Origin of the sequence: Pseudoxanthomonas suwonensis J47, from assembly GCF_000513955.1 — a bacterium.
Lineage (GTDB): Bacteria > Pseudomonadota > Gammaproteobacteria > Xanthomonadales > Xanthomonadaceae > Pseudoxanthomonas > Pseudoxanthomonas suwonensis_C.
Window position 1 is genome coordinate 71,472 of record NZ_AZUZ01000015.1, and the last position, 24,740, is coordinate 96,211.

Annotated in this window: 23 protein-coding genes; 15 read left to right on the top strand and 8 right to left on the bottom strand. The window is 65.3% G+C overall.

The window, feature by feature from the left end:
- Window positions 1–27 precede the first annotated feature (27 nt).
- From M503_RS0106170 to M503_RS15805, 13 genes are all read left to right on the top strand, one after another.
- The gene (locus tag M503_RS0106170) at window positions 28–426 is read left to right on the top strand and encodes a DUF4398 domain-containing protein (RefSeq protein WP_024868662.1); all 399 of its coding nucleotides are present in this window, start codon (window positions 28–30) and stop codon (window positions 424–426) included.
- Window positions 423–1,316 (top strand): OmpA family protein, encoded by an 894-nt coding sequence (locus M503_RS0106175; protein ID WP_028919443.1) that lies wholly within the window; start codon window positions 423–425, stop codon window positions 1,314–1,316. The genes M503_RS0106170 and M503_RS0106175 overlap by 4 nt, the downstream gene beginning before the upstream one ends.
- 407 nt (window positions 1,317–1,723) lie before the next feature.
- Window positions 1,724–1,939 carry a YdcH family protein gene (locus tag M503_RS0106185; RefSeq protein WP_024868659.1) on the top strand — a complete coding sequence of 72 codons (216 nt, stop codon included), beginning with the start codon at window positions 1,724–1,726 and terminating at the stop codon, window positions 1,937–1,939.
- Window positions 1,940–2,116: 177 nt separating this feature from the next.
- A complete protein-coding gene (locus M503_RS0106190) occupies window positions 2,117–3,493 on the top strand; it encodes a pyridoxal-phosphate dependent enzyme (RefSeq protein WP_028919445.1) in 1,377 nt (458 codons plus the stop codon).
- A gap of 71 nt (window positions 3,494–3,564) precedes the next feature.
- Window positions 3,565–4,749 carry a cystathionine gamma-synthase gene (locus tag M503_RS0106195; RefSeq protein WP_028919446.1) on the top strand — a complete coding sequence of 395 codons (1,185 nt, stop codon included), beginning with the start codon at window positions 3,565–3,567 and terminating at the stop codon, window positions 4,747–4,749.
- Between the two features lie 8 nt (window positions 4,750–4,757).
- On the top strand, window positions 4,758–5,555 hold the full coding sequence (locus tag M503_RS0106200; protein WP_155951974.1) for an ABC transporter permease: 798 nt from the start codon (window positions 4,758–4,760) through the stop codon (window positions 5,553–5,555).
- Window positions 5,545–6,927 carry an ABC transporter ATP-binding protein gene (locus M503_RS0106205; RefSeq protein WP_028919448.1) on the top strand — a complete coding sequence of 461 codons (1,383 nt, stop codon included), beginning with the start codon at window positions 5,545–5,547 and terminating at the stop codon, window positions 6,925–6,927. The genes M503_RS0106200 and M503_RS0106205 overlap by 11 nt, the downstream gene beginning before the upstream one ends.
- Before the next feature lie 3 nt (window positions 6,928–6,930).
- The gene (locus M503_RS17725) at window positions 6,931–10,929 is read left to right on the top strand and encodes a glycosyltransferase (protein ID WP_231472331.1); all 3,999 of its coding nucleotides are present in this window, start codon (window positions 6,931–6,933) and stop codon (window positions 10,927–10,929) included.
- Window positions 10,926–11,885 carry a GDP-mannose 4,6-dehydratase gene (locus M503_RS0106215; protein WP_028919449.1) on the top strand — a complete coding sequence of 320 codons (960 nt, stop codon included), beginning with the start codon at window positions 10,926–10,928 and terminating at the stop codon, window positions 11,883–11,885. Before M503_RS17725 ends, M503_RS0106215 begins: the two co-directional genes overlap by 4 nt.
- The gene (locus M503_RS0106220) at window positions 11,882–12,910 is read left to right on the top strand and encodes a dehydrogenase (RefSeq protein WP_028919450.1); all 1,029 of its coding nucleotides are present in this window, start codon (window positions 11,882–11,884) and stop codon (window positions 12,908–12,910) included. Before M503_RS0106215 ends, M503_RS0106220 begins: the two co-directional genes overlap by 4 nt.
- Window positions 12,895–13,494: a D-sedoheptulose-7-phosphate isomerase gene (locus M503_RS0106225; protein WP_028919451.1), complete on the top strand. Its 600-nt coding sequence runs from the start codon at window positions 12,895–12,897 to the stop codon at window positions 13,492–13,494. The genes M503_RS0106220 and M503_RS0106225 overlap by 16 nt, the downstream gene beginning before the upstream one ends.
- Window positions 13,484–14,188: a sugar phosphate nucleotidyltransferase gene (locus M503_RS0106230; protein WP_028919452.1), complete on the top strand. Its 705-nt coding sequence runs from the start codon at window positions 13,484–13,486 to the stop codon at window positions 14,186–14,188. Before M503_RS0106225 ends, M503_RS0106230 begins: the two co-directional genes overlap by 11 nt.
- A 23-nt stretch (window positions 14,189–14,211) precedes the next feature.
- Window positions 14,212–14,778: a D-glycero-alpha-D-manno-heptose-1,7-bisphosphate 7-phosphatase gene (locus tag M503_RS15805; RefSeq protein WP_197017187.1), complete on the top strand. Its 567-nt coding sequence runs from the start codon at window positions 14,212–14,214 to the stop codon at window positions 14,776–14,778.
- Window positions 14,779–15,152: 374 nt separating this feature from the next.
- Here M503_RS15805 and M503_RS17320 read toward each other — a convergent pair whose 3' ends face one another.
- The 8 genes from M503_RS17320 to M503_RS0106270 all read right to left on the bottom strand — a co-directional run bounded on the left by M503_RS17320 (window position 15,153) and on the right by M503_RS0106270 (window position 23,305).
- Window positions 15,153–15,419: a hypothetical protein gene (locus M503_RS17320; protein WP_155951975.1), complete on the bottom strand. Its 267-nt coding sequence runs from the start codon at window positions 15,417–15,419 to the stop codon at window positions 15,153–15,155.
- A 205-nt stretch (window positions 15,420–15,624) separates the two neighbouring features.
- Window positions 15,625–17,211: a hypothetical protein gene (locus M503_RS0106240; RefSeq protein ID WP_028919453.1), complete on the bottom strand. Its 1,587-nt coding sequence runs from the start codon at window positions 17,209–17,211 to the stop codon at window positions 15,625–15,627.
- Entirely contained in the window at window positions 17,208–17,633 is a 426-nt protein-coding gene (locus tag M503_RS0106245) for a GtrA family protein (protein WP_028919454.1), read from the bottom strand. Before M503_RS0106245 ends, M503_RS0106240 begins: the two co-directional genes overlap by 4 nt.
- Complete coding sequence (locus tag M503_RS0106250; RefSeq protein WP_028919455.1) at window positions 17,630–18,361, bottom strand: SDR family oxidoreductase; 732 nt, start codon at window positions 18,359–18,361, stop codon at window positions 17,630–17,632. Before M503_RS0106250 ends, M503_RS0106245 begins: the two co-directional genes overlap by 4 nt.
- A gap of 2 nt (window positions 18,362–18,363) precedes the next feature.
- Window positions 18,364–19,674: an FAD-binding oxidoreductase gene (locus M503_RS0106255; protein ID WP_028919456.1), complete on the bottom strand. Its 1,311-nt coding sequence runs from the start codon at window positions 19,672–19,674 to the stop codon at window positions 18,364–18,366.
- Window positions 19,671–21,101: a UbiA family prenyltransferase gene (locus M503_RS0106260; protein WP_081720956.1), complete on the bottom strand. Its 1,431-nt coding sequence runs from the start codon at window positions 21,099–21,101 to the stop codon at window positions 19,671–19,673. Before M503_RS0106260 ends, M503_RS0106255 begins: the two co-directional genes overlap by 4 nt.
- Window positions 21,102–21,514: 413 nt before the next feature.
- Window positions 21,515–22,453, bottom strand: coding sequence for an electron transfer flavoprotein subunit alpha/FixB family protein (locus tag M503_RS0106265; protein WP_028919458.1), 939 nt, complete (start codon window positions 22,451–22,453; stop codon window positions 21,515–21,517).
- A gap of 105 nt (window positions 22,454–22,558) precedes the next feature.
- Complete coding sequence (locus M503_RS0106270) at window positions 22,559–23,305, bottom strand: electron transfer flavoprotein subunit beta/FixA family protein (RefSeq protein WP_028919459.1); 747 nt, start codon at window positions 23,303–23,305, stop codon at window positions 22,559–22,561.
- Window positions 23,306–23,506: 201 nt separating this feature from the next.
- On the opposite strand from M503_RS0106270, the gene rfbB reads away from it, so the two are divergent.
- Together rfbB and M503_RS15810 are read left to right on the top strand one after the other, a co-directional pair.
- Complete coding sequence (rfbB, locus tag M503_RS0106275) at window positions 23,507–24,562, top strand: dTDP-glucose 4,6-dehydratase (protein WP_028928153.1); 1,056 nt, start codon at window positions 23,507–23,509, stop codon at window positions 24,560–24,562.
- A gap of 23 nt (window positions 24,563–24,585) precedes the next feature.
- On the top strand, window positions 24,586–24,740 hold a 155-nt coding region (locus M503_RS15810), incomplete at its 3' end, for a sugar phosphate nucleotidyltransferase (protein WP_037060662.1).

Below are 24,740 nucleotides of genomic sequence, written 5' to 3' on the forward strand. Positions count from 1 at the left end.
CGCCGCTTAAGGACACGACCTTCCCCGATGAACGAGCCTAGCTTCGCACACTTCCGCCGGCGCCTGTACGCGCTGTTCGTCGCAACCGGGTTGGCGGTCACAGCCCATGCCCAGGTCGCCTCCCCGGACGTGCAGCGGGCCGAGGAGGCCGTGCTGCAGGCCCAGCAGGCCGATGCCGACCAGTGGGCCCCCGAGCTGATGGACGCCGCCCGCGCCGGGCTGGTCCAGGCCCAGGCCGGGGCCATGTCGCGCAGCCGCAGCGAGCGCCGCGAGGCCGAGGAGCTGGCCCGCCGGGTGGCGGTGGACGCCGACCTGGCCCGCGCCCGCAGCGAACGCGCCCAGGCCGAGGCGGCGCTGCAGCAGCGCCGCGCCGAGGTGGCCGAGCTGCGCCAGTCGCTGGGCCTGCCGGCGGAGGGCACCCCATGAGCCTGCGTTCGAAGTTCCTCCCGGCCTGCCTGCTGGCGGCCATCGCCTTCCCGTCCCTGGCCCTGGCCGCGGACGACCCGGACGTGGTGCGCCTGCAGGCGCGCCTGTCCGCCCTGCGCAACGACCCGCTGATCGGGCGCCTGGCCGCGTTCGAACAGATGGAGGCCCGCCAGGCGATCGACGCCCTGGCCCAGGCCCGCCGCAACGACCGCCCCGGCGCGCTGTACATCGCCGAGCGCCGGGTCGAGATCGCCGAGAGCGCGGCGATCACCGAGGCCGCCCGCCGCGAGCTGGGCGCGCTGGACCTGCAGCGCACCGAACTCCTGCTGCAGGCCAGCCGGCGCGACGCCGAGCGCGCCCGCCAGGAAGCCGAGCGCCTGCGCATCCAGTCGCAGATCCAGGCCGAGGAGGCCGAGCGCCTGCGCCTGGCCGCCGAGGCCGAGGCAGCCGCCCGCACCGAAGCCGAGCAGGCGCTCACCAGCGTGGCTGGCAAGCAGACCGCGCAGCTGAGCGCGGCGCGGCGCAAGGAAGCGGCGCTGGCGCGCCAGGAGGCCGAGCTGGTGAGCGGGGCCAAGCTGCCGCCGTCGAGCTTCGAGTCGCGCGGCGAGGTGTTCGTGCTGCCGGCGGCGAGCTTCGCCTCCGGCAAGCCGGCCCTGGCCGAGGACGGCAAGGCCGCGGCCGGCGCGCTGGCCACGTACCTGCAGATCGGCAAGCGCGGCAAGGTCCGGGTCGAGGCCTTCGAGAAGGACGCCAAGCTCGCCAGGGCGCGGGCCGAGGCGATCAAGGCGGCGCTGGTCGCCGGTGGCGTGCCGGCCGCCCAGATCACCGCCACCGGCAAGGCCACTGCCGCGACCGCGAAAAAGGCCGCCGAAGTGGTCGTTGCGCAGTAGAAACTGCAGTTACATCAGGCGCTTACACGGTGCCGCGAGGCTTTCGCGGCGCCGTCCGCCGCTTCCGCCGACAACCGGTTTTCCTTGCCGGATCAATGGCTTGGCAGGTGGCTTGCCGCCTCCGGAAGGCAGGAGTAGGGTCGGATACCCGGGTGGTTTTCCACCATCCGGCTGACCGGAGCACCCTGCCGATGCAGTCGCTGTACGTACCACTGGAGATCGCCGACGGGCCGAGGGTGGCCCGCCGGGAGATGTCCGGTGGCACGGCCGCCGCCGCGCAGTTCCCGTGCTCCGACAATGCGACGCCCCGGTCCGCGCAGGTCCGGGGCGTCTGCTTTTCAGGGGCCGGCCAGGCGGGCCGGTCCGTTTCCGGCAGGGACGCCAGTTGACCCCCAGGAGGTGCAGACATGTTCGAAGGGCAACCGCAGGCCGAGATCGAAGCGCTGATGAAGCGCGACCCCGAGTTCAAGCAGCTCTACCAGCGACACCGGACGCTGGACAAGAAGGTGGCGGACGCGGAGCTCGGGGTCCTGCCGATCGATGACGTCACGCTCGGGCAGATGAAGCGCGAGAAGCTGGCGGCCAAGGAAAAGCTGCTGCGCATCTACGACCGGGCCCACTGACCCGGTCGTTCCTGGACCTTCAAGGTTCACGCCGTGGGCGGTGGCGGGTTTCCTCGTCGGCCCGCCACCGCCCACGCAATCCCCCGCCGGCGCGGCGCAACCGCCGTTTCCCGGCCCGGCCAATACCGTCGATAATCCCGGTTCCGCCGCGCAGTGCGGCCCCAGTACCGGATTGACATGGCCCCGCACGATTCCGTGCTCGAACTGATCGGGCGCACGCCCATGGTGAAGGCGCAGCGCCTGGACACCGGCGTCTGCGAGCTCTACCTCAAGCTGGAGAACGCCAATCCCGGCGGCTCGATCAAGGACCGCATCGGCCTGTCGATGATCGAGGCGGCCGAGGCCCGCGGCGACATCAAACCCGGCGCCACCCTGGTCGAAGGCACCGCCGGCAACACCGGCATCGGCCTGGCCCTGGTCGCCCAGCAGAAGGGCTACCGCCTGATCCTGGTGGTCCCGGACAAGATGAGCCGGGAGAAGATCTTCAACCTCAAGGCGATGGGCGCCGAGGTGGTGCTGACCCGTTCGGACGTGGGCAAGGGCCACCCGGAGTACTACCAGGACCTGGCCAAGGCGATCGCCGACCGCACCCCGGGCGCGTACTTCATCAACCAGTTCGGCAACCCGGACAACCCGAAGGCGCACGAGACCGGCACCGGCCCGGAGATCATCGAGCAGATGGCCGAGGTCGGCGGCTTCGACGCGATCGTGTTCGGCTGCGGCAGCTCCGGCACCATGACCGGCCTGTCGCGCTGCTTCGCCGCGAAGGCGCCGGACGTGGAACTGGTGCTGGCCGACCCGGTCGGCTCGATCCTCGCCCAGTACATCAACGAGGGCGTGCTCAGCGACAAGTCCGGCAGCTGGCTGGTGGAGGGCATCGGCGAGGACTTCCTGCCGTCGATCTCCGATTTCTCGCGGGTGAAGAAGGCCTACGCGATCTCCGACGCGGAAAGCTTCCACACCGCGCGCGAGCTGCTGGCGAAGGAGGGCATCCTCGGCGGTTCGTCCACCGGCACCCTGCTCGCCGCGGCGCTGAAGTACTGCCGCGAACAGACCGAACCGAAGAAGGTCGTGGTGCTGGTGCCGGACACCGGCAACAAGTACCTGTCGAAGATGTACAACGACTACTGGATGCTGGACAACGGCTTCCTCGAGCGGCCGCAGCACGGCGACCTGCGCGACCTGATCCTGCGTCCGTACAGCCAGCGCGACACCGTCGTGGTCGGCCCGGCCGACCTGCTCACCACCGCCTACCAGCGGATGAAGCTGTACGACGTCTCGCAGCTGCCGGTGATGGACGGCGACCAGCTGGTCGGCATCATCGACGAGAGCGACGTGCTGCTGCACGTGTACGGCGACGAGGCCCGCTTCCGCGACCCGGTGTCGGTGGCCATGGTCAGCAAGCTGGAGAAGCTGGACGTGAAGTCGCCGATCGAGGCGCTGCTGCCGGTGTTCGACCGCGGCCAGGTGGCGATCATCACCGACGGCGACGGCTTCCTGGGACTGATCACCCGGATCGACCTGCTGAACTTCCTGCGCCGGCGGGTGCAGTGATTGCGGACGCCGGAACGGCCGGTTCAGCCCGGCCCGGTAGAATTCCCCCCCCCTTTGAGCCGGAAAGCACCATGACGGACCAGCATTCACGCAGCCAGGAAGGCGGGCGCAGCCTGTCGCTTGCCACCCTGGCCATCCACGGCGGCCAGTCGCCGGACCCGAGCACCGGCGCGGTGATGCCGCCGATCTACGCGACCTCGACCTATGCGCAGTCCAGCCCCGGCGTGCACCAGGGCTTCGAGTATTCGCGCACCCACAATCCGACCCGGTTCGCCTATGAGCGCTGCGTGGCCGCGCTGGAAGGCGGCAGCCGCGGCTTTGCATTCGCCTCCGGCATGGCCGCGACCTCGACGGTGATCGAACTGCTCGACGCCGGCAGCCACGTGGTGGCGATGGACGACATCTACGGCGGTAGTTTCCGCCTGTTCGAGCGCGTGCGCCGCCGCACCGCCGGCCTGGATTTCAGCTTCGTCGACCTGACCGACCCGGCCGCATTCGAAGCGGCGATCACGCCGAAGACGAAGATGGTGTGGATCGAAACGCCCACCAACCCGATGCTGAAGATCGTGGACATCGCCGCGGTCGCGGCCATCGCGCGGCGCCACGGCCTGATCGTGGCGGTGGACAACACCTTCGCCTCGCCGATCCTGCAGCGCCCGCTGGAACTGGGCGCGCACTTGGTGCTGCACTCGGCCACCAAGTACCTCAACGGGCACTCGGACATGGTCGGCGGCATGGTGGTGGTCGGCGACGAGGCACTGGCCGAGCGGATGGCCTTCCTGCAGAACTCGGTCGGGGCGGTGCAGGGGCCGTTCGACAGCTTCCTGGCCCTGCGCGGGCTGAAGACCCTGCCGCTGCGCATGCGCGCGCACTGCGACAACGCGCTGGCCCTGGCGCAATGGTTGCAGTCGCACCCGGCGGTGGAGAAGGTCATCTACCCGGGGCTGGAATCGCACCCGCAGCACGCGCTCGCCGCGCGCCAGATGCCGCAGGGTTACGGCGGCATCGTCTCGGTCGTGCTCAAGGGCGGGTTCGAGGCAGCGCGGCGATTCTGCGAACGCACCCGCCTGTTCACCCTGGCCGAGTCCCTCGGCGGCGTGGAGAGCCTGGTCAACCACCCCGCGGTGATGACCCATGCGTCGGTCCCGCCCGAGCGGCGGGCGCGGCTGGGGATCTCGGACGCGCTGGTGCGGCTGAGCGTAGGGGTCGAGGGGGTGGAGGACCTGCGTGACGATTTGCAAGGCGCGCTGCAATAATGGGCACGATGAGTCCATTCCCGCCTGCATTCTTTCAGTACCGGTCGTTGCTGGTCGAGCTGACCAAGCGCGAGATCTTGGGCAGATACAGAGGCGCCACGATCGGCATGTTCTGGTCGCTGATCAGCCCGTTCTTGATGCTGATGGTCTACACCCTGGCCTTCGGGTACATATTGAGGAGCCGATGGCCCGGGACCTCGGGCTCGACTACGGACTTTGCCCTGATTCTTTTCGTGGGCTTGATCATCCATGGGTTTTTCGCCGAATGTCTTATCCGGGCGCCACAATTGGTACTGTCCAATCCCAGCTACGTGAAGCGCGTCGTGTTTCCCTTGGAGTTGCTGACCTGCAGCATGGCGCTGACGGCGCTGTTCCATTTCGGCATGAACTCGCTGGTGCTGGTTGCGTTGAAGTGGTTCTGGCACGGTGACCTGTCCTGGCATGTCCTGTTGCTGCCGATAGTAGTCGCGCCGCTGGTCATCCTCGCCATCGCCGTGGGCTGGTTCCTCTCGGCGCTCGGGGTCTATTTGCGCGACATCGGCCAGATCGTGGGGGTCTTGGCGACGGCGATGCTGTTCCTCTCCTCGGCGATCGTGCCGGTGCAAAGCGTCCCCGAAAATTACCGCTGGGTGTTCTACGCCAATCCACTGACGCTCATCATCGACCAGGCGCGCGAAGTGGTGATCTGGGGGCGGATGCCGGACTGGGGGGCGCTGGGTCTTTACACCGTTTGCGTGACGGTGCTGGCGATACTGGCGTTGGGCCTCTTTCGCAGGATGCGAGGGGGGTTCGGCGATGTCCTCTGAACGCCTCGGCCCCAGGACCGACGACCCGATCATCCGGGTCGACGGCGTGGGCAAGAGCTATCGGATGTATGAAAAGCCCTCTCACCGCCTGTGGCAGGCGCTGATCGGGCGCGAAACCGAACATCGCGAGTTCCATGCGCTGCGCGATGTTTCGTTCCAGATTGGCCGTGGCGAGACCGTGGGCATCATCGGCCGCAATGGTTCGGGCAAGTCGACCCTCTTGCAGATCATTGCCGGAACCCTCAAGCCGACTACCGGCACGTGCCAGGTGAATGGCAAGGTAGCCGCGTTGCTGGAGTTGGGAAGCGGCTTCAACCCGGACTTCACTGGCCGCGAGAACGTCTACCTGAACGGCGCCATCCTTGGCCTGACCCGCGCGCAGATCGAAGACAGGATGCAAGCCATCCTGGACTTCGCCGACATCGGCGAGTTCATCGATCAGCCCGTGCGCAGCTACTCCAGCGGCATGGCCGTGCGCCTCGCGTTCGCGGTGATCGCGCACGTGGACGCGGACATCCTCATCGTGGACGAGGCGCTGTCGGTGGGCGACGCGTTCTTTTCCCAGAAATGCATGCGCTTTCTGCGCAATTTCCAGAAGCACGGCACCTTGCTTTTCGTAAGCCATGACGCGGTGGCCGTGACCAACCTGTGTTCCCGGGCCGTCTGGCTCGAGGAGGGCGTGATACGCATGCAGGGCAGCGCCCGCGCGGTGGTAGAGGCCTACATGGCGCAGCAGCACGCCCGTGGGCGTGCGGATGCGACGGGTGACGTCATTCGTGTGGATATCGCGCCTACCGAGAACCCCAACAGTCGGCAGGATGCTGCTGAGGCGGATTTGCGCAAGAAGATGTGGGACGATCTCGGGATCTCCAACCGATTGGCGGTGTTCGAATTTGATCCGGAACTGGCCGGCGCCCAGTTCGGCGCGGGCGGCGCGAAGATCGTTGACGTCGCCTTGCTCGATGCCGAGGGCAAGGCCGCGCCACTGCTGTCGGGCGGCGAACTGGTCAATCTGAGGATCAAGGTGCGGGCCAATCAGCCGCTCGAATCGGCGATAGTGGGGTTCTACGTAAAAGACCGCCTGGGACAGCGGCTTTTCGGCGACAACACCTACTTGGTTTACCGCGATGCGGATACATCGATGGCTGCCGGCGATATCCTCGAAGCCAATTTCCGCTTCCGTATGCCGATTCTGCCTTCGGGCAGCTACATGATCGACGCTGCGGTGGCTTCCGGTAGCCAGGAGGATCATACGCAGCAACACTGGTTGCACGATGCGCTCGAGTTCCGCGCCATCGATGAAACCATGCGCCACGGGCTGGTGGGCATCCCGATGGCCGCCATAGAGATCACGCGCACGCACGGGCGATGAATGATGAAATTTACTGGTGAGCGCTTCGTTCCGACCGAGGCGGGCGAGATCCGCCAGGAGCACCTTCATCGCTATGCATGGTGTCTTCCGGCCGTGGCCGACAAGGATGTCCTCGACGTGGCCTCGGGAGAGGGCTACGGCAGCGCCGCCATCGCCAAGTTGGCGCGCTCGGTAGTCGGCGTCGACGTGTCCCATGAAGCGATCGAACACGCGCGGCGCCAGTACGCCGGCATAGGAAACCTGCGATTCGAACAAGGTTCGGCTGCGGCATTGCCGCTGCCAGACGCGTCCGTGGATGTCGTCGTCTCCTACGAGACCTTGGAGCACCTGCACGAGCAGCAGGAGATGATCAGCGAGATACGGCGTGTACTGCGTCCGGACGGTTGCCTGATCCTTTCCTCGCCCAATAGGAAGGTGTATTCCGAGAAGGCGGGCCACCATAACCAGTTCCACGTACGCGAGCTGGACTTCGATGAGCTGGCGGCACTGCTTGGCCAATACTTCGGTGCCGTCCGCTACGTAGGGCAGAGGCTGTCGGTGACGTCGACCATCACCGGTCTGGTCCCCGATCGCGAATTGGTCACGTGGCAGGCGTTGACGGAATGCGATGGCTCGGTACAACAGCGTGTCGCCGTCTGCGAGGAGCCAGTGTACTTTATCGCGGTCGCGGCGGCGGCCGAGCACCTGCTGCCGGATTTGCAGCCCTCGATCCTGCTGTCGGAAAGCGAAGACCTCTACGAACATCACCGCGCGGTGGCCAAGTGGGCCAAGGATCAGGACGCCGAAATTGCCTCATTGCGCGAGCGGTGCGCGAAGCTCGAGGCTGAATCCCAGGAGCGCACTCTGTGGGCGCAGAAGTCGGAAGCCGAGCTACAGGCCGCGCGCTCCGAGGTGACGCGCTTGCAGGCCGAGCTGGACCAGCGAGGCGCCTGGAGCCTGTCACTGGATAACGAGCTTCAGGGCCTGCGCAAGGAGCGCGAGTTTCTGGAACGTGAGTTGCAGGAACGCTCGGCTTTCGTCAAGTCCCTGCATGGCGTCGTGGATCTGCTGAAGACGCAATTCGAGCACCTTCAAGCCGAGCTTGAGGAGACCCGAGGAAACAATCGCCGGCTGGACTCGGATCTGAGGGCAGCTACCGGGTACAGGGCCGAGGCCGAACAAAGGTTGGCCCAGATGGAGCAATCCTATTTGGCGCTGCAAGACAAGCACCACCGGGAGGTGCTGGCGCTGCAGGCGCAGCTGGACGATGCTCACGCCGCCAATCGGCGGCTGGAGTCGCAGCTGGAGGGAGCGACCGAGTCCAGGGCGGACATGGAGCAAAAGATGATGCGCATGGAGCAGTCCTTCTTGGCGATCCAGGACAAAAACCAGGAGGAGGTGCTGGTGCTGCGGGCGCAGCTGGAGGATGCTCACGCTGCCAATCGCCGCCTGGAGTCGGAACTGCAGGCGGCAATCGAGTTCAGGGCGGACATGGAGCAGCGGATCGCTCAGATCGAACAGGCTTATCGGTCGCTGCAGACCAAGTACGACGGCGAGGCCGGCGCCATCCAGTTGTGGGAACAGGCGTTGCACGAGTTGCTCGCTGGACTCTACGGCGGAGTATCCCAGCGCTTGGGAGCAGCACGCGTTGCCATCGGTTGGGGTGCTGGAGTCCAGTCCCCGCCATCGGTGCAGCAGGCTGATCGGGCCGCGCTCCTGAGAAACCTGGAGGAAGCGCGACGCGCCACCGACGAGATGGGCGACGTGCTGCAAACGATCCTTTCCTCGCGGTCGTGGCGGATGACCCGGCCTTTACGCGTGGCGGGGCGTATGTTGCGCGGTGATTGGGAGGCGGTCCGCGAATCGCTGCGCCGCTCGCCGCTGGCGAACGTCAGCTGGTTGGCCCCGTTGCGCGGGCCGGTGTCGCGATGGCTTGCGCGGCGGCCTCGCAAGCCCGTGGCGCCCATGCCGACCGAGCTAGAGGTCGTAGCCGCCAACCGTGAGGATGCACTCGCAGGACTGGCGTTCCCGCGCCATGCCCAGCCTTTGGTTACGGTGATCGTTCCCGCATATGGACAGTACGACTACACGGTGGCCTGCCTGCGATCGTTGATGCGCAGCGGCGAGTCCGCGAACTTCGAGGTGATCGTCGCCGAAGACGCGTCCGGCGACGAATTGATGCCCTCGCTGAAGAATGTGCCAGGGCTGCATTATATGCAGCATCCGCATAACTTGGGTTTCCTGCGCTCCTGCAACAAGGCCGCTGAGGCGGCGCGCGGCCAGTATCTGGTTTTTCTCAACAACGATACCGAAGTGATGCCCGGCTGGCTGGACGCCTTGGTGGCGGTGTTTCGCGACAGGGCCGATGCCGGGTTGGTCGGATCGAAGCTGGTCTTCCCGGATGGGCGCCTGCAAGAGGCAGGCGGCATCGTCTGGAACGATGCCTCGGCCTGGAACTTTGGTCGCCTCCAAGATCCAGCTGCGTCCCAGTTCAACTACGTCAAGGAAGTGGACTACATTTCGGGCGCGGCCATCATGCTGCCGACAGCATTGTTCCAGCAGATGGGCGGCTTCGACGAGAGCTTTGTCCCCGCGTACTGCGAGGATACGGACTTGGCGTTCCGGGTGCGCGAGAAGGGGTTGAAGGTTTATTTCCAGCCCGAGTCTGTGGTGGTGCATCACGAGGGAATCTCGCACGGCACCGACATCAGTCAAGGGATCAAGACCTATCAAGTGGTCAACCAGAACAAGTTCCGCGAGCGGTGGGCCGATGTACTTCAAGCGGAGCATTTCGCAAACGCGGAATTGCCCTTCCTGGCGCGGGATCGTTCGCAACTGAAGAAGACCATCCTGGTCATCGACCATTACGTTCCGCAGCCGGACCGGGATGCTGGGTCGCGGACGATGTGGCAGTTCATGCAGATGTTCCTGCGGCACGGCATGTCCGTGAAGTTCTGGCCGGACAACCTGTGGCGCGATCCGGCATACACGCCGCTGCTGCAGCAGGCGGGCGTCGAGGTGTTTTACGGCCCTGAGTACGCTGGACGATTCGAGGAATGGATAGGAGAGAACGGTGCGGCCATAGACTATGTGCTGCTAAGCCGCCCACATATCTCCATCGGCTACATCGAGGCCCTGCGGCGGCACAGCGCCGCCACCATCCTCTATTACGGTCACGACATCCATCACCTTCGCATGCGAGAGCAGCACAGGCTCGAGCAGGACGACAACCTCGCGCGCGAGATCGAGCGTTTCGAGCAGTGGGAGCAGGCCCTTTGGGCCCGGGTGGATACCATCTATTACCCGTCGGATGTCGAAACCGGTCTGGTGCGGCGATGGCTGGAGGCTCACGGTAATGCCGCCAAGGCACTGACGATTCCCGTTTACGCGTTCGACAGCTTCCCGGATGCCCCCTGGAGCAATCTCGCTGACCGCGACGGCATAGTATTCGTGGCCGGTTTTGGCCACCCACCGAATTCGGGTGCCGCAGTGTGGTTCGTAAATGAAGTGTGGCCATTGCTCCAGGAGCGCCATAGGGGCCTGCGCCTTAGCCTGATCGGGTCCAATCCGACCGAAGCGGTCCGTGCGTTGGCGAGCGACGTGATCGAGGTCACTGGTTTCGTATCGGACGAGGTCTTGGCGGACCGTTACCGCAACGCGCGGGTTGCGGTCGCGCCGCTGCGCTATGGTGGCGGCATGAAGGGCAAGGTGGTGGAGGCCATGCGTTTCGGGCTGCCGTGCGTGACGACCCCGGCCGGAGCGCAAGGTTTCGACGGAGTGGGCGAGTTCCTGGCCGTGGCCGAGGACCCGGTCGGCTTTGCCGAAGCGGTGCTGCGCTTTCTCGAAGACGATGCCGCCTGGGTGGCGGCATCGCGCGCCGCGCAAGGGTTTGCGCGGGACCGGTTTTCCGACGCCGCATTGTGGCGCGTCGTACAGCAGGACGTGGATCCGGCGCCATATCCTTCGGTATCTGCGCGACGCGCACGGATTGCACATGCGAAACCCAAGGGGAACGTGTCATGAAGGTATTGATACTCGGCGCAACCGGATTCGTCGGTAGCTATTTGCTGGAAAGGGCCTTGGCCGCCGGCCGCGATGTGGTCGGGACTGATTACAATGCCACTATTGCGAGCAGTGACTACGCAGGGTTCCAGGATCGGTTGGTGCGCTGCGACATCCGCTATCGCGAGCAGGTGCAGGAAGTCATCGATACGACTCGGCCGGACGTCATCTACCTGCTATCGGCGCAGAGCTATCCCGCCCTTTCTTGGCGCGCCCCCATAGAGACACTGGAAACGAATGTGCTGGGCACGGCCAATGTATATGAGGCCATCAAGACCTCCGGCACTGATCCAGTCGTGATCGTCGCTTGCTCGAGCGCCGAGTATGGCGACGTCGCCGAGGGCGACATTCCAGTGAAGGAGTCGCATCCGCTCCGGCCGCTGCATCCGTACGGGATCAGCAAGGTGGCGACGGAGATGCTAGCCCTGCAGTACTGGGCGAACAACCGCATCCGCAGCGTCTGTGCTCGTATCTTCAACACCACCGGACCGCGCAAAACGGGAGACGTCTGCGCCGACTTCACCCAGCGCACCGTGCGCATCGAGATGGGGCTGGACGAGCCGGTGCTGAGGGTCGGCAATCTGGATACCTGGCGCGCCATTACCGATGTCCGCGACCTCGCCCGCGCGCTCGAACTGCTTGCCGAAAAAGGCACGCCGGGAGAGGTGTACAACATCAGCGGTTCGCGCACCTACCAGGTACGGGAAATCGTCGATCTAGTTCAAGCGCACGCCAAGGTTCCACTGAAGCCATGGGTCGATCCGGCGCTGCTGCGGCCCAGCGACGAGAAGGTGATCTTCGGGGACTCGACGAAGCTGATCCAGGCGACTGGTTGGAGCCAGGAGGTGAGCCTGGAACAGACGGTGGGGGACATGATGGACTATTGGCGGCGCACGCTGGCAGCGGTGAAGCCATGATCGTCCGGTCTCGCGCGCCATTGCGCCTTGGCCTCGCAGGGGGCGGCACCGACATTTCGCCCTTCAGCGAACAGCACGGCGGTTACGTGATGAACGTGACCATCGACAAGTTCGCCTATGCCACCATCGATCCATCTCCGTCCGGAAAGGCGGAGTTCCACGCCTTGGACGCACGGTCGGAACAAGTTCTCGACCCGGACGAGGTCGATCTCTCGGCCGGTCCGCAGCAGCTCATGCGGGGCGTGTATCTGCACGTGGCGGATCGCCTGCTCGGTGGTCGGCGACCTGCGGTTAGGGTTCGTGCGCATTCCGATGCGCCTCCGGGATCGGGCCTGGGATCGTCCTCGACCATGGTGGTAACTTTGGTCACGGCGTTCAACGAGTACTTCGGGTTGGCCTTGGGCGAGTACGAGATTGCCCACCTCGCCTATGAGATCGAACGCAATGACCTCGGGCTGTCCGGCGGCAAGCAGGACCAATATGCCGCGGCATTTGGCGGGTTCAACTTCATGGAGTTCTACGCGGATGACCGCGTCATCGTGAACCCGTTGCGGATCAAGGATTGGGTCTGGTGCGAGCTGGAGGCCAGCCTGGTGCTTTACTTCACGGGCGTGTCGCGTGCATCGGCGGCTATCATCGACGAGCAGTCCCGCAATGTTCGCGAGGGCAAGAGCCAGTCCCTGGAAGCCATGCATCGGCTCAAGCAGGAAGCGGTACAGATGAAAGAAGCGTTGCTGCGCGGCAACCTGCGTCGGTTCGCCGATGTCATGCAGTCCGGCTGGCAGGCCAAGAAAATGAGCGCATCCAGCATCACCAATCCGTTGATCGACAGGATCGAGGCGCTGGCCTTCGAGCATGGTGCCAAGGCCACGAAGGTGTCCGGCGCCGGCGGCGGCGGATTCATGATGTTCGTGTGCGACCCGGCCGAACGGGTCAGGCTGGTCAATGCGCTGGCCGGTGCTGGTGGTACCGTATACGATGCCCATTTCGCCCCACACGGAGCCACGTCTTGGAAAATCGGATAAACCAGTTCGTCCAGGTAGAGTTCGAGAAGAGCCTGGCCAATTTCAAGGCAATGGCGGACGACGCCGGCCTGCGCGAGCAAATCTCGAAGGCGGTGGTGCTTTGCGTGGAAGCGCTGCAGGGCGGCCGCAAGCTACTGTTCTGCGGCAACGGCGGCAGCGCGGCCGACGCCCAGCACTGGGCTGGCGAGCTGGTCAGTCGCTTCTACTACGACCGGCCTGGCCTGCCGGCGATCGCGTTGACCACCGACACCTCGATCCTCACCGCGATAGGTAACGATTACGGCTACGACTACACTTTCGCGCGCCAGATCGAAGCGCTTGGCCAGGCCGGCGATGTTCTGGTAGCCATCTCCACTTCCGGGCGCTCGAAGAATGTTATGCGGGCGCTGGATGCGGCCGAACAGAAAGGCATGAAGGTGATCGGCTTCACCGGCGCGACTGGGGGGGACATGGCCACGCGTTGCGAGGTGTGCTTCAAGATCCCCTCCACGGAGACGCCGCGCATCCAGGAAGGGCACGAGTTCATCGGCCACTTGCTGTGCGCTCTGATCGAATCGGAAGTATTCCCGCAAGATGCCCGCTGAGGAAGTCATCGTCTTGGTGGGTGGGTTGGGGACGCGCTTGCGCCAAGTCGTCCCGGATCTGCCGAAGCCGCTCGCCCCGGTGGCAGGAAGGCCCTTCCTGGCTTGGCTACTGGACGCTTATGCCGATGCAGGTCTGCGCCGGGTGATTCTCGCGACAGGCTACCGTTCCCGGCAAATCGAGCAGGCAATGGGCACGTCGTGGCGTGGGATGGAGGTAATCTACTCGGTAGAGCAGGCCCCGCTCGGGACGGGGGGGGCCATCCGCCAGGCGCTGGCCCGCGTGCAGGGAGATGGCGTTCACCTGGCCAACGGCGACACATTCCTGCGCTACGATCCCGTGTCGCTGGAAACGGCTACCCGCAACCAGGGTTGCGACTTGGGCATTGCTTTGGCGGAGGTTGACGACGTAGCACGATACGGAGCCATCGAAGTCGCCAGCGGCCGAGTCATGGGCTTTCGCGAGAAGGGGGGCCATGGGCCGGGCCTGGTCAACGCCGGGAGCTATTTCCTCGCAGCCGACGGATTCGAACGACTGCCGTCCTTGGACGGAGCGGGCTGGTCGTTCGAAGAGTGCGTCCTGCGCCCATGGAGCGAAGCTGGGAAAGTGGCCGCGTTCGACGAGACGTCGGACTTCATCGACATCGGCGTGCCAGAGGACTATGCCCGGGCGCAACGCTTGTTTTCGCCACGATGAGCTTGTCCATACGTGAGCCTGTGGTGAGCGTTACGCCGGAGGCTGCCGGGCTGGTCGGGCCTGGGCCGTACAGAGCACTGTTCCTCGATCGCGACGGCGTGATCAACGTGGACCATGGCTACGTCCATACGCCGGAGCAGACCGAATGGATGCCGGGCATTTTCGACCTCGCACGCGCGGCGCGTGCCGCCGGTTACGTACTGGTGGTGGTGACCAACCAAGCTGGGATTGCTCGGGGGTATTACGACGAGGAGCAGTTCCGGAGCTATACCTTGTGGATGCATGCACGTTTTGAAGCCGAGGGGGCGCCTTTGCTGGCGACGTATTACTGCCCGCATCATCCCGAGGCGGGTCGAGGCGAACTAAAGGCGGCGTGCGATTGCCGCAAGCCACGGCCGGGCATGCTCCTGGCTGCTGCACGGCGCTTCGATATCTACATGGCCGGGTCGCTGCTCTTGGGAGATTCCGAGACGGACCTGCAAGCCGCGCAGGCTGCAGGAGTGGGGTGCACGTTCGAACTGGATCCCACCAGGCCGCAGGCCACGATGCACGCTGCCATGCAGTGGTTGTTGGATCAGTCGTCTACCTGAAACGCCTCAGCTTCCAAAAGCGCTCGGGAGTGCTGTGCATGTAGCGCCGTTCGTACTCTGCCGGTGACAGGTTGCCGGCGGGACCATGGCAGCAGATTCGTCAACCAGCCCGGCAATCCCGAATACTCGTTGCTGGGGTGAGTCACGCCACCATGGTGAGCCAGGGCCCGCTGATAGTAGCTTGCTTCGATCGTGCAGGGCCTCCTCCGGCGCATCGAGGACAAGGTCGTTCCGGGCCGATTCGCTTGGTCGCGCGGACACGGCGATGGCTTGTCGCTGTGCGTGGTTTTCACCTTGCCCCGAACGACGCCGAGCAGCGGCTAACTGCGTCATCGGCCGCACCACCGTGCAACGCGCTACTTGGAACGGCGAGATCACTTGTCCAAACAAGGCTCGCCAGGAAGCGTAATTCGATCAAGTTCCTTCCCGCCACCTTGCTCACGCAAGGTGAAGATCTCGCCCGGCCCGGCCCATCCCTGGATATCCGTGGTGTGCGTGACACCACCGGCACTGACGATCTGTCGATCGTTCTCCGAACCTACCCATAGCTCCGCCGCGTCGAGCTGGGCTGGTGCGACGTCCCAAGTAACCTGGCCGGCTCCCCGATTGTTGCAAGACGGAGCCGGGAACTTCGCTTTCAAGAGACCATTCGAGCCTTCCAGATGCAAGGGCTCTTGACGTGACGGAGCCGGCAAGTCGGGAGGCGGTGGCAGTGCGGTGGAAGAAGTGTCGGGAGGCGGGGGATTCTGTGCAAGCAGTGCATGTGCGTCGCTCGGCGGCTTCTCGCATCCCGACAGCATTGGGGCGAATGCAGCCACCGCCAGTATCGCCAGTAGGGGTCGCATGTCAGTCCTCACGTGAAGGGGTCAAGATCATGTCTTGATTGATGCACAACGCGCGATGAGGGATCACCCAGCGGCACGCCTTGCGGGCGGCATCGTAGTTGCGGTCCTCCATCGCCCAGACCGACAGCACCGGCAGAGGCCGCCCGACTTGGTCCACGATCTGCTGCGCGTCGGCTTGTGCTAGGCGGCGGAGCGACTTCGGGTAGAAGTGACGCATGGAGCTGTTGGCCACTTTCGGGTCATCGACCGGTTGCGCCAAGCCCGCTGAATCCCACTGGAAGATAGGCTTTTTCGAGTAGTAAGAGATCATGCCGATCTCTGGATTGCGTAGGATGAACTCCCCAATTTCCGGCAAATAGAACGTACCACGCTCAGTGCTAGCGATCGCTAGCGAAAGGTAGCCTTGTGCACGGGATTGACTGGCGGTGCGCCATTGACCCGGTCCGTCATTGGGCACGCGGCCCAGTGCAATGCCGCCCAACAGTACCGCGGCGGAGGCGGCTGCAATTATGCGTTGCGGAGTCCAGGGGGTAGTGGCGAAGGCCCTGCCCAAGACCAGGCCGAAAACAAGGCTCAGAAGATTCTGGTAGTACCACGCAAAATTCGCCGGCATCCGGGAGAAGAGCAAAGCGTACACCAGGGCCATCGCTGCAATGGCCAGCCAGGAAATGCGTGGACGCGTCAGTCCTAGCCCAATCAACGTGGCGACGATACAGGTCCAGCCGGCCACGGCGAATCCCGTGGGCGATAGTCCGAAATCGAGCAAGAGCGAGGCCCCAAGCCGCTCCGCAAGCTTGGAAAGCATCGACTCGTTTTCGAAAAGGAACGGGATCGCCGACTTGCCCCAATAAGTGACCGGTATAGGCCACACGTCCAATAGCGCGCAAAGGACTATCCATGTCGTCGCAAGCACCCCGACCGGGATGATCATGGCCTTGATCTGGGGTAGAAGCCTTCCTTGCTGGGCGGCCAGGTGGATTACGATGAGAATCAGTATCGGCAGAGTCAGATCGGGACGAATGAGCGGCCCTATGGGCAATAGCCAGCCGATCGCTCGCAAATTCTTCTGGTGGTCCGTGATGAGCATGGCCAGCGTCGCCATCCAAAGCAGCAGCAGGCCGCCTTCGAACTCGAAGATGGTGTCCATGGCAACAGCCAGGAACGAAAGAGCTGCGCCGATCCATGCGTATGCGCCCATTCTGTTTCGCCAAAAGGGCGCGAAGACGGCCCAGGTGACCAAGCCGCTGATCAGCAGCGTGACCTTGGCATCGTAGAGGCTCCTGTCACCATAACCCAGCAATTTGGAGATCGCGGCTGCGATGGCGAGAACGAAGATGCGAGCCGGCGAAGATGCCAGCAGGGCTTCCCGTTCAATAGGTCCGGGATAATACTGCCAGGTCCCGTAATCGAGGGCGTTTCGCGCGATGGCCAAGTAGATGTAGACGTCGTCAAAGAAGCCCTTCTTCAGGTCAAAATAATAGTGGGCGCAGAACGCGAAGGCCGCTGCGAACGCTATCCATGCCGGCAATTGCGCGCCAAATGCGAGCCTGGCCGGGCGTTGGCGGAGCGCGGTGGGGGCGGTGCTCATGGGGAAGACGGATCCTTGACGGGGACGAAAACGAACCGTTTGTCTAATCGATACTTTAGCAGGTAACCAATGCCCAGCCCGATGGCTGCGCCGACGTAGCGCATCCTGCCATCTTCGAAGAAGGCATCGAATGCCAGTTCCATGGCCCAAAAGACCACGGTGGTGAGCCCGCCCATGGCCGTGTACAGAAGAAAGGTGCGAGCATCGTGCAAGCGATCGTGGGTGCTGTACTGGAATATCCAGCGTTTGTCGAGCGCGTACTTGACCACCAGGCCCACGATCGTGCCGACGACCATGGATAGGTAGATCTCATGACGCAGGCCGGCTGCCAGCTGCGCGGTGATCCACTGCGATGCGATGTTGGCCAGCGTGGAAAGAACGGCGAAGAATACATACAGCGCGGCCAGCCGGGGGCCCGTCACAGTCGGATCCTCCGGAACACCGGCTCGGGAATGTGGCGTATGACCTGCATGATGGCCCACCAGAACCCGGGCACATAGGCCACGGCCTTGCGTCGGTCGATGGCACGCACGATGCTGCGGGCGACGACGTCCGGCTTGGCCCATAGCAACCCTTTGCGGAAGGCTGCGGTCATAGGCGTATCGACGAACCCAGGCTTGACGGTCAGCACGTTGACCCCGGATGGATGCAGGTGCTGGCCGAGGCCGCTCAGGTACGCGCTCACCGCGGCCTTGGCGCTGCCGTAGAGGAAGTTGCTGGCGCGGCCGCGGTCGCCTGCGACCGAGGAAATCGCCGCCAGGGTCGCGCCGGAAGCCAGCCTCCGAGCCAGCAGTGCGCACAAGGCGATGGTGGAGGTTCCATTGGTGGCGAACTCGCGCAGCGACAGTTCCACCGATGCATTACAAGCGACCTGGTCGGGCAGGGTACCGTGGGCGACCAAGACCACGTCGATGCTGCCCAGCGCTTGCAGCGCCGCATCCAGCATCGGCTCATGGGCGGGAAGGTCGTTGACGTCCATGGCGTGCACGTGGACGCTTTCGGCGCCGCGGACACGGAGGTCGTCGGCGATGACCTGGAGGCGATCCAGGTTGCGGCCGACCAGCATCAGCCGCGCGGCACGTTGGGCGTAACGGCGTGCCACGTGTTCCGCGATGGCGGAGGTGGCACCAATGATCAGGATGCGCTGCATCTTCACTCCATGAGCCGGCGCCAGAGGCCGGAAGAGAAAGCCGGGTCGATGTGGCGGGAGAACTCATCCAGGCGAGGGTAGCCGCGGCGGAATACCTGCGGGGACATGCGTGCGTCCTTGGCAGGATAGATAGCACCGCCCGCTTCCATGACGACGGCGTCCAGTCGATCCAGCAGCCGCAATACCTCAGGCCCGGTGTTGGGGAAGTCCAGTGCCAGCGTCGTACCAGGCCTGGGGAAGGACAGCATGCCGGTGGAGAGCGCTGGGCCGAACTCTTTCAGCACCGCCAAGAACGAGCCGTGGCCGCTGCGGGCGATCTCCTGCAACAGGGCGGCCACGCCGTCGCGTGCGTGCTCTGGCGGCAGCACGCACTGGTGCTGCATGAAACCGCGCCTGCCGTACATGCGATTCCAGTGCTCTATACCGTCTAGTGGATAGAAATAGGGCTTGTAGTGCGCTATCAGCCGCCTCCGCCGGGCCGGTTGCCGCCAGTAGTAAAGCGTGTTGAAGGCGCGCAGGCTCAGGCGATTGACCAACGAAAACGGAGGAGTGAGCGGCATCACCCGACGCTTGTCGCGCACCCGCGGTTGTTCGTCCACCGCGGTCGGGGCGTGGTCGCTGCGGAGGAAATGGCCGCGTCCCAGGCGTTCGCCGCGGGCTAGGCAATCGATCCAGGCTACGGTGTACTCGTGGGTTCCCGCGGATTCGGTCGAAAGCGAGAAGAAGTCGTCCAAGCTGTCGAAACGGATGGACTCTCCCTCCAGCCAGGGCCCCGCTACCCGGCGCAGTTGCAGCTCTGCCCAGGTAATGCAGCCGGTTAGGCCCAGCCCGCCGATGGTCGCGGCAAGCAGTGCGTCGCCGGTCCCCTGGATCAGCTCGTGTCTCGATCCATCGCTGCGGACAAGTTCCAGGCGCCGCACGTGGTGGCCGAAGCTGCCCATGCGATGGTGGTTCTTTCCATGTACGTCGTTGGCGATGGCCCCGCCTACCGTCGCGAAGCGCGTGCCCGGCGTCACCGGCAGGAACCAGCCCTGCGGCAGGGTGAGATCGACGATCTGTGCCAGAGTCGTCCCGGCCTCGCAGCGTAGGAGGCCGGTGGCGGGATCGAAGGCGATGAAGCGGTCCAGCCACCGTGAGTGCAGTAGGGTCCCGCCCGGATTGAGGCAACTGTCTCCGTAGCTGCGGCCGTTGCCGCGGGGCAGCACGCGGCCCTCGTCGGGGAGGACGGGCCGTGCGTTGCGGTCGTGGATCCAGCGGTGCCGCTGGATGCCAGGGTCCGGATAACGGCCCCAGGAGTGGGAGTGATCGCTCATAGCGCGGCCAGGGCCACGACCACGACCAGCAGGCCGATGACCTGGCTGACGCGGTCAGTCGCTGCGAACACGACCGGGTCGTCGTGCATCTGGTTGCGGTGGGCGATGATCCAGGCGCGACTGATCCAATACAGCAGCAGCGGGCACAGCAGCCACAGCATCTGCGGGCGCGAATACAGCGCGACGCTCTCCTCGCTGTTGATGTACAAAGCTAACACCAGCACCGAGATGTAGCCTGCGGCCGCACCGAGCGACTGGAGCAGCGGCAGGTCCGCAGTGGCGTAGCCGCGTCCAACGGCCTTCTGCTTGCCGCTGGTGCGCAAGCCTTCCAGCTCCGTATAGCGCTTGAGCAGGGCCAGGCTGAGAAAGATGAACATGGAGAAGGCCAGCAGCCAGAACGACAGCGTCTGGTCGATGGCCATCGCGCCGGCGATGATGCGTACAGTGTAAAGCGCAGCTAGCATCACCACATCCACCATTATGATGCGCTTGAGCCGGAACGAATAGCCCAGGGTCATGATGCAATAGCCCAGGAGTGCCAGCAAAAACACCGGGTTTATCGCCAGAGCTACGGCGACACTCGCGAGCATCATCAACGGGATCGCCAACAGGCCGTACTTGATCGGGATCGCGCCGGAAGCGAATGGCCGCAGGCGCTTGCGTGGATGCACGCGGTCTGCGCTGAGGTCGAGCAGGTCGTTGAGGATGTAGGTGCCCGACGCGCAGAGTCCGAAGGCGAGGAACGCACCTGCCGCCTGCGTGATCGCGGCTGGATCCAGGAAACGGTGTGCGGTCAGCAGCGGTACGAATATCAGCAGATTCTTAAGCCACTGGTGCAGTCGAAGGGCCTTGATCCACGCGCGCAGGGTCGGAGGCGTACGCGCAAGGTGGCCAGCGAGCTGGGTCACCTTCGAGGCGGCACGCGCCAAGCGTCCGGGGGCGTTGACCACGATCGCGGTAGCCGCGTGCGCCCAGACCTTCATGTCTACCAGAGTGTTGCCTGCGTAATCGAACCCTCGGGTGCCGAAGCGCTCTACTAGCATCGCCGCTTTGGCACTGCCGCCGAGGTTGGTGCGGCCGTCGCTGGCCATGACTTCTTCGAACAGGCCCAGGTGCCGGGCGATGGGTTCCGCCAACAGGACGTCGGATGCCGTGCATAGTACGCGCGGGCGCTGCGACGTAGTGCGCAGCCATTCCAAAACGCGCTCGTCATAAGGCAGCGTTTCCGGGGCTATCCTGACCCGACGGGCGATCTCCCGCTTGAAGGGGGCCTTGCCCTTCAACAGCCACAACGGCAGTACGAACAGATAGAGCAGGTTGCGGGATAGCAGGGCCAGCACGGCCTCATGCAGCAGATCCGTGCGCAACAGCGTGCCGTCCAGGTCGATGCAAAGTGCGCGTTGAGTCTCAGAAGTGGAAGGCTGCATATAGACGAGGTCTTGTGGTGACTTTGGTCCGGCCTGCACTTCCGCGGAGCCGCTTTCGCGACTCCTGCCGGTTGTGCCGATTCTAGGGCGCGGCACGGCTGGATGTGACGGTAGATGGGCGATAGAGCTGTGCCCCCTCGCGTGACCGGGAGCGCGTGCGGCCCATGCCCCTATTATTATTTTTGCTTCGCTGGGGGGAAGATGGATAGGGCAGCGCGTCAGGCGTTGCGGCGCGCGTCGGGACCGGGGTCCGTCTCCTGCAGAGCGGTCTGCGTCGCGGGTGATCGCGGTTGAGAAGGCGCCGTACGAGATCGTACGAATGCCGCAATTCGCGCGGGTTTCGCTGCGGCGACAAGCGAGCCAAGGCCTTGCTGGAGTACGCCCGCCAGCAGCCGCGCGCGGCGGTACGCGAACTACAACGCCGCTTCCAGCTCCGGCAGGATCGCGAACAGATCCCCCACCAGGCCGATGTCTGCCACCTCGAAGATCGCCGCTTCCGGATCCTTGTTGATCGCCACGATGGTGCCGGCGTCCTTGATGCCGGTCAGGTGCTGGATCGCGCCGCTGATGCCGATGGCCACGTACAGCTCCGGGGCGATGATCTTGCCGGTCTGGCCGACCTGCATCTCGTTCGGGCAATAGCCGGCGTCCACCGCCGCGCGCGAGGCGCCCACCGCCGCGCCCAGCTTGTCGGCCAGGCTGTAGACGATGCGGAAGTTCTCTTCCGAACCGACGCCGCGGCCGCCGGAGACCACGCGGCGCGCGCTCTGCAGGTCGGGGCGGTCGGACGAACCGGCGGCCAGGCCGACGTAGCGGGTGTGCGACGGCAGGGCGGCTTCGACGCTGGCGGCTTCGACCGCGGCGTTGCCGCCGGCGGCGGCCTGCGGCCAGGAGGCGGTGCGCACGGTGGCGACCACGGTCTGGCCTTCCGGCGCCTCGACGGTGATCACCGCGTTGCCGGCGTAGATCGGGCGCTTGAAGGTGTAGGCGCCCTCGACCGCCATCAGGTCGGAGACCTGGTTGACGCCCAGCAGCGCGGCGACCACCGGCATCAGGTCCTTGCCGAAGGTGGTGGAGGGGCCGAACACGTGGCTGTAGCCGGCGGCCAGGGCGGCCACCTGCGGGCCCAGCACCTGGGCGACGGCGTGCTCGTTGGCGGGGTTGGCGACGGTGAGGACGCGGCTGACGCCGGCGATCTGCGCGGCTTCGGCGGCGACGGCGGCCGGGTCGGCGGCCAGCACGGCCACGTCGACGGCTTCCGGCTGCAGCGCCAGCGCGGCGCTGACGGTGCGGGCGGTGGAGGCGTTGAGCTTGCCGCCGAGGTGTTCGGCGATGACGAGGACCTTGGACATTCGGGTTCTCCGGAGTCTGGTGGGCCCGGCGGCGACCATGGGTCGGCCTGGCGGGGCCCGGGGTGCGTGGCGGGAGCGGCGCGCCGGTCCCGGCGGGTCACGGGATCAGAGCAGGCCCTTGGCCTTGAGCGCGGCGACCAGTTCGGCCGCGTCCTTGACCATCACGCCCTTGCTGCGCTTCGGCGGCGGAGCGTAGGCGGTGGTCTTCAGCTCCGGGCCGGCCTCGACGCCGAGGTCGGCCAGCTGCAGGGTCTCCAGCGGCTTGCTCTTGGCCTTCATGATGTCCGGCAGCTTGATGAAGCGCGGCTCGTTGAGGCGCAGGTCGGTGGTGACCACCGCCGGCAGGTCGACCTCGAGGCTCTCCAGGCCGGCGTCGACCTCGCGGGTCACCGTGGCCTTGCCGCCGGCGACTTCGAGCTTGCTGGCGAAGGTGGCCTGCGGGCGGCCCCACAGGGTGGCCAGCATCTGGCCGGTCTGGTTAGCGTCGTCGTCGATGGCCTGCTTGCCCAGGATCACCAGGTCCGGCTGTTCCTTCTCGACCAGCTTCAGCAGGGTGCGGGCGGCGGCCAGCGGCTGCACCGGCTGGTCGGTCACCACGTGGATGGCGCGGTTGGCGCCCATGGCCAGGCCGTTGCGCAGGTGCGCCTGGGCGTCGGCAGGGGCGATCGTGGCGACGACGACCTCGGTGGCGATGCCCTTGTCGCGCAGGCGCAGGGCCTCCTCCAGGGCGATCTCGTCGAACGGATTGGGCGAGAGCTTGACGCCCTCGGTGACCACGCCGGAGCCGTCCGGCTTGACCTGGATGCGGACGTTGTAGTCCACCACGCGCTTGTAGGCGACGAGGATCTTCATCGTTTAAGGAGTCCTTCAGCTGGTGCGGATCGGCCCGACGACCGGGCAAGACCCCCGATTCTACCGGCGAAAGGGCCACCATGCGATTGGGTATGGTGGATTTCCGGTAGGCCGCCGTTCGGCCGGCAACCCCGTGGGGAACGCTATCCTTGGCGCCCCCCCACATCCCTCGGGCGCCCACGCCCCGGACTGGAGAATCGCTTGGCAACCTGGCTCGTCACCGGCGGCGCCGGCTTCATCGGCGGCAATTTCGTACTGGATGCAGTGGCCCGCGGGGTCCGGGTGATCAACCTGGACGCGCTGACCTACGCCGGCAACCTGGACACCCTGGCCTCGCTGGAAGGCAACCCGGACCACGTCTTCGTCCACGGCGACATCGGCGACCGCGCGCTGGTGGCCAAGCTGCTGGCCGAGCACCGCCCCGATGCGGTGCTCAACTTCGCCGCAGAGAGCCACGTGGACCGCTCGATCGACGGCCCGGCGGCCTTCATCCAGACCAACGTGGTCGGCACCCTGGCCCTGCTGGAGGCCGTGCGCGACTACTGGAAGGGCCTGGAATGCGAGTCGAAGTCGGCTTTCCGCTTCCTCCACGTGTCCACCGACGAGGTCTACGGCACGCTCGGCGAGACCGGCAGGTTCACCGAGACCACGCCGTACGCGCCCAACTCCCCGTACTCGGCCTCCAAGGCCGCCTCCGACCACCTGGTCCGCGCCTTCCACCACACCTACGGCCTGCCGGTGCTGACCACCAACTGCTCCAACAACTACGGGCCGTACCACTTCCCCGAGAAGCTGATCCCGCTGGTGATCGCCAAGGCCCTGGCCGGCGAGCCGCTGCCGGTCTATGGCGACGGCAGGCAGGTGCGCGACTGGCTGTACGTGGCCGACCACTGCGAGGCGATCCGCACCGTGCTGGCCAAGGGCAGGGTGGGCGAGACCTACAACGTCGGCGGCAACTCGGAAAAGCAGAACATCGAGGTGGTGCGCACGATCTGCCGCCTGCTGGACCAGCGCCGCCCGCGCGCCGACGGCCAGCCGCGCGAGAGCCAGATCACCCACGTCGCCGACCGCCCCGGCCACGACCGCCGTTACGCGATCGACGCCTCCAAGCTGAAGAACGAGCTGGGCTGGGAGCCGAAGTACACCTTCGAGCAGGGCATCGCCGCCACGGTGGACTGGTACCTGGCCCACCAGGACTGGGTGCGGCGGGTNACCGACGGCAGCTACCGCCTCGAACGCATCGGCACGGCTGCGTAAACGACATCAAGGACGAACCCACGATGGCACGCAAAGGCATCATCCTGGCCGGCGGTTCCGGCACCCGGCTGTATCCGATCACCAAGGGCGTCAGCAAGCAGCTGCTGCCGGTGTACGACAAGCCGATGATCTACTACCCGCTCAGCGTGCTGATGCTGGCCGGCATCCGCGAGGTGCT

What these genes read in the sequence shown, in the direction of transcription:
- M503_RS0106255 (WP_028919456.1), bottom strand. Translation starts at nt 19,674, where the DNA reads ATGAGCGATCACTCCCACTCCTGGGGCCGTTATCCGGACCCTGGCATC.
- M503_RS0106175 (WP_028919443.1), top strand. Translation starts at nt 423, where the DNA reads ATGAGCCTGCGTTCGAAGTTCCTCCCGGCCTGCCTGCTGGCGGCCATC.
- M503_RS0106185 (WP_024868659.1), top strand. Translation starts at nt 1,724, where the DNA reads ATGTTCGAAGGGCAACCGCAGGCCGAGATCGAAGCGCTGATGAAGCGC.
- M503_RS0106200 (WP_155951974.1), top strand. Translation starts at nt 4,758, where the DNA reads ATGAGTCCATTCCCGCCTGCATTCTTTCAGTACCGGTCGTTGCTGGTC.
- M503_RS0106220 (WP_028919450.1), top strand. Translation starts at nt 11,882, where the DNA reads ATGATCGTCCGGTCTCGCGCGCCATTGCGCCTTGGCCTCGCAGGGGGC.
- M503_RS0106260 (WP_081720956.1), bottom strand. Translation starts at nt 21,101, where the DNA reads ATGCAGCCTTCCACTTCTGAGACTCAACGCGCACTTTGCATCGACCTG.
- M503_RS0106170 (WP_024868662.1), top strand. Translation starts at nt 28, where the DNA reads ATGAACGAGCCTAGCTTCGCACACTTCCGCCGGCGCCTGTACGCGCTG.
- M503_RS0106195 (WP_028919446.1), top strand. Translation starts at nt 3,565, where the DNA reads ATGACGGACCAGCATTCACGCAGCCAGGAAGGCGGGCGCAGCCTGTCG.
- M503_RS0106190 (WP_028919445.1), top strand. Translation starts at nt 2,117, where the DNA reads ATGGCCCCGCACGATTCCGTGCTCGAACTGATCGGGCGCACGCCCATG.
- M503_RS0106230 (WP_028919452.1), top strand. Translation starts at nt 13,484, where the DNA reads ATGCCCGCTGAGGAAGTCATCGTCTTGGTGGGTGGGTTGGGGACGCGC.
- M503_RS0106270 (WP_028919459.1), bottom strand. Translation starts at nt 23,305, where the DNA reads ATGAAGATCCTCGTCGCCTACAAGCGCGTGGTGGACTACAACGTCCGC.
- M503_RS0106250 (WP_028919455.1), bottom strand. Translation starts at nt 18,361, where the DNA reads ATGCAGCGCATCCTGATCATTGGTGCCACCTCCGCCATCGCGGAACAC.
- M503_RS0106205 (WP_028919448.1), top strand. Translation starts at nt 5,545, where the DNA reads ATGTCCTCTGAACGCCTCGGCCCCAGGACCGACGACCCGATCATCCGG.
- M503_RS17725 (WP_231472331.1), top strand. Translation starts at nt 6,931, where the DNA reads ATGAAATTTACTGGTGAGCGCTTCGTTCCGACCGAGGCGGGCGAGATC.
- M503_RS0106265 (WP_028919458.1), bottom strand. Translation starts at nt 22,453, where the DNA reads ATGTCCAAGGTCCTCGTCATCGCCGAACACCTCGGCGGCAAGCTCAAC.
- M503_RS0106240 (WP_028919453.1), bottom strand. Translation starts at nt 17,211, where the DNA reads ATGAGCACCGCCCCCACCGCGCTCCGCCAACGCCCGGCCAGGCTCGCA.
- M503_RS0106215 (WP_028919449.1), top strand. Translation starts at nt 10,926, where the DNA reads ATGAAGGTATTGATACTCGGCGCAACCGGATTCGTCGGTAGCTATTTG.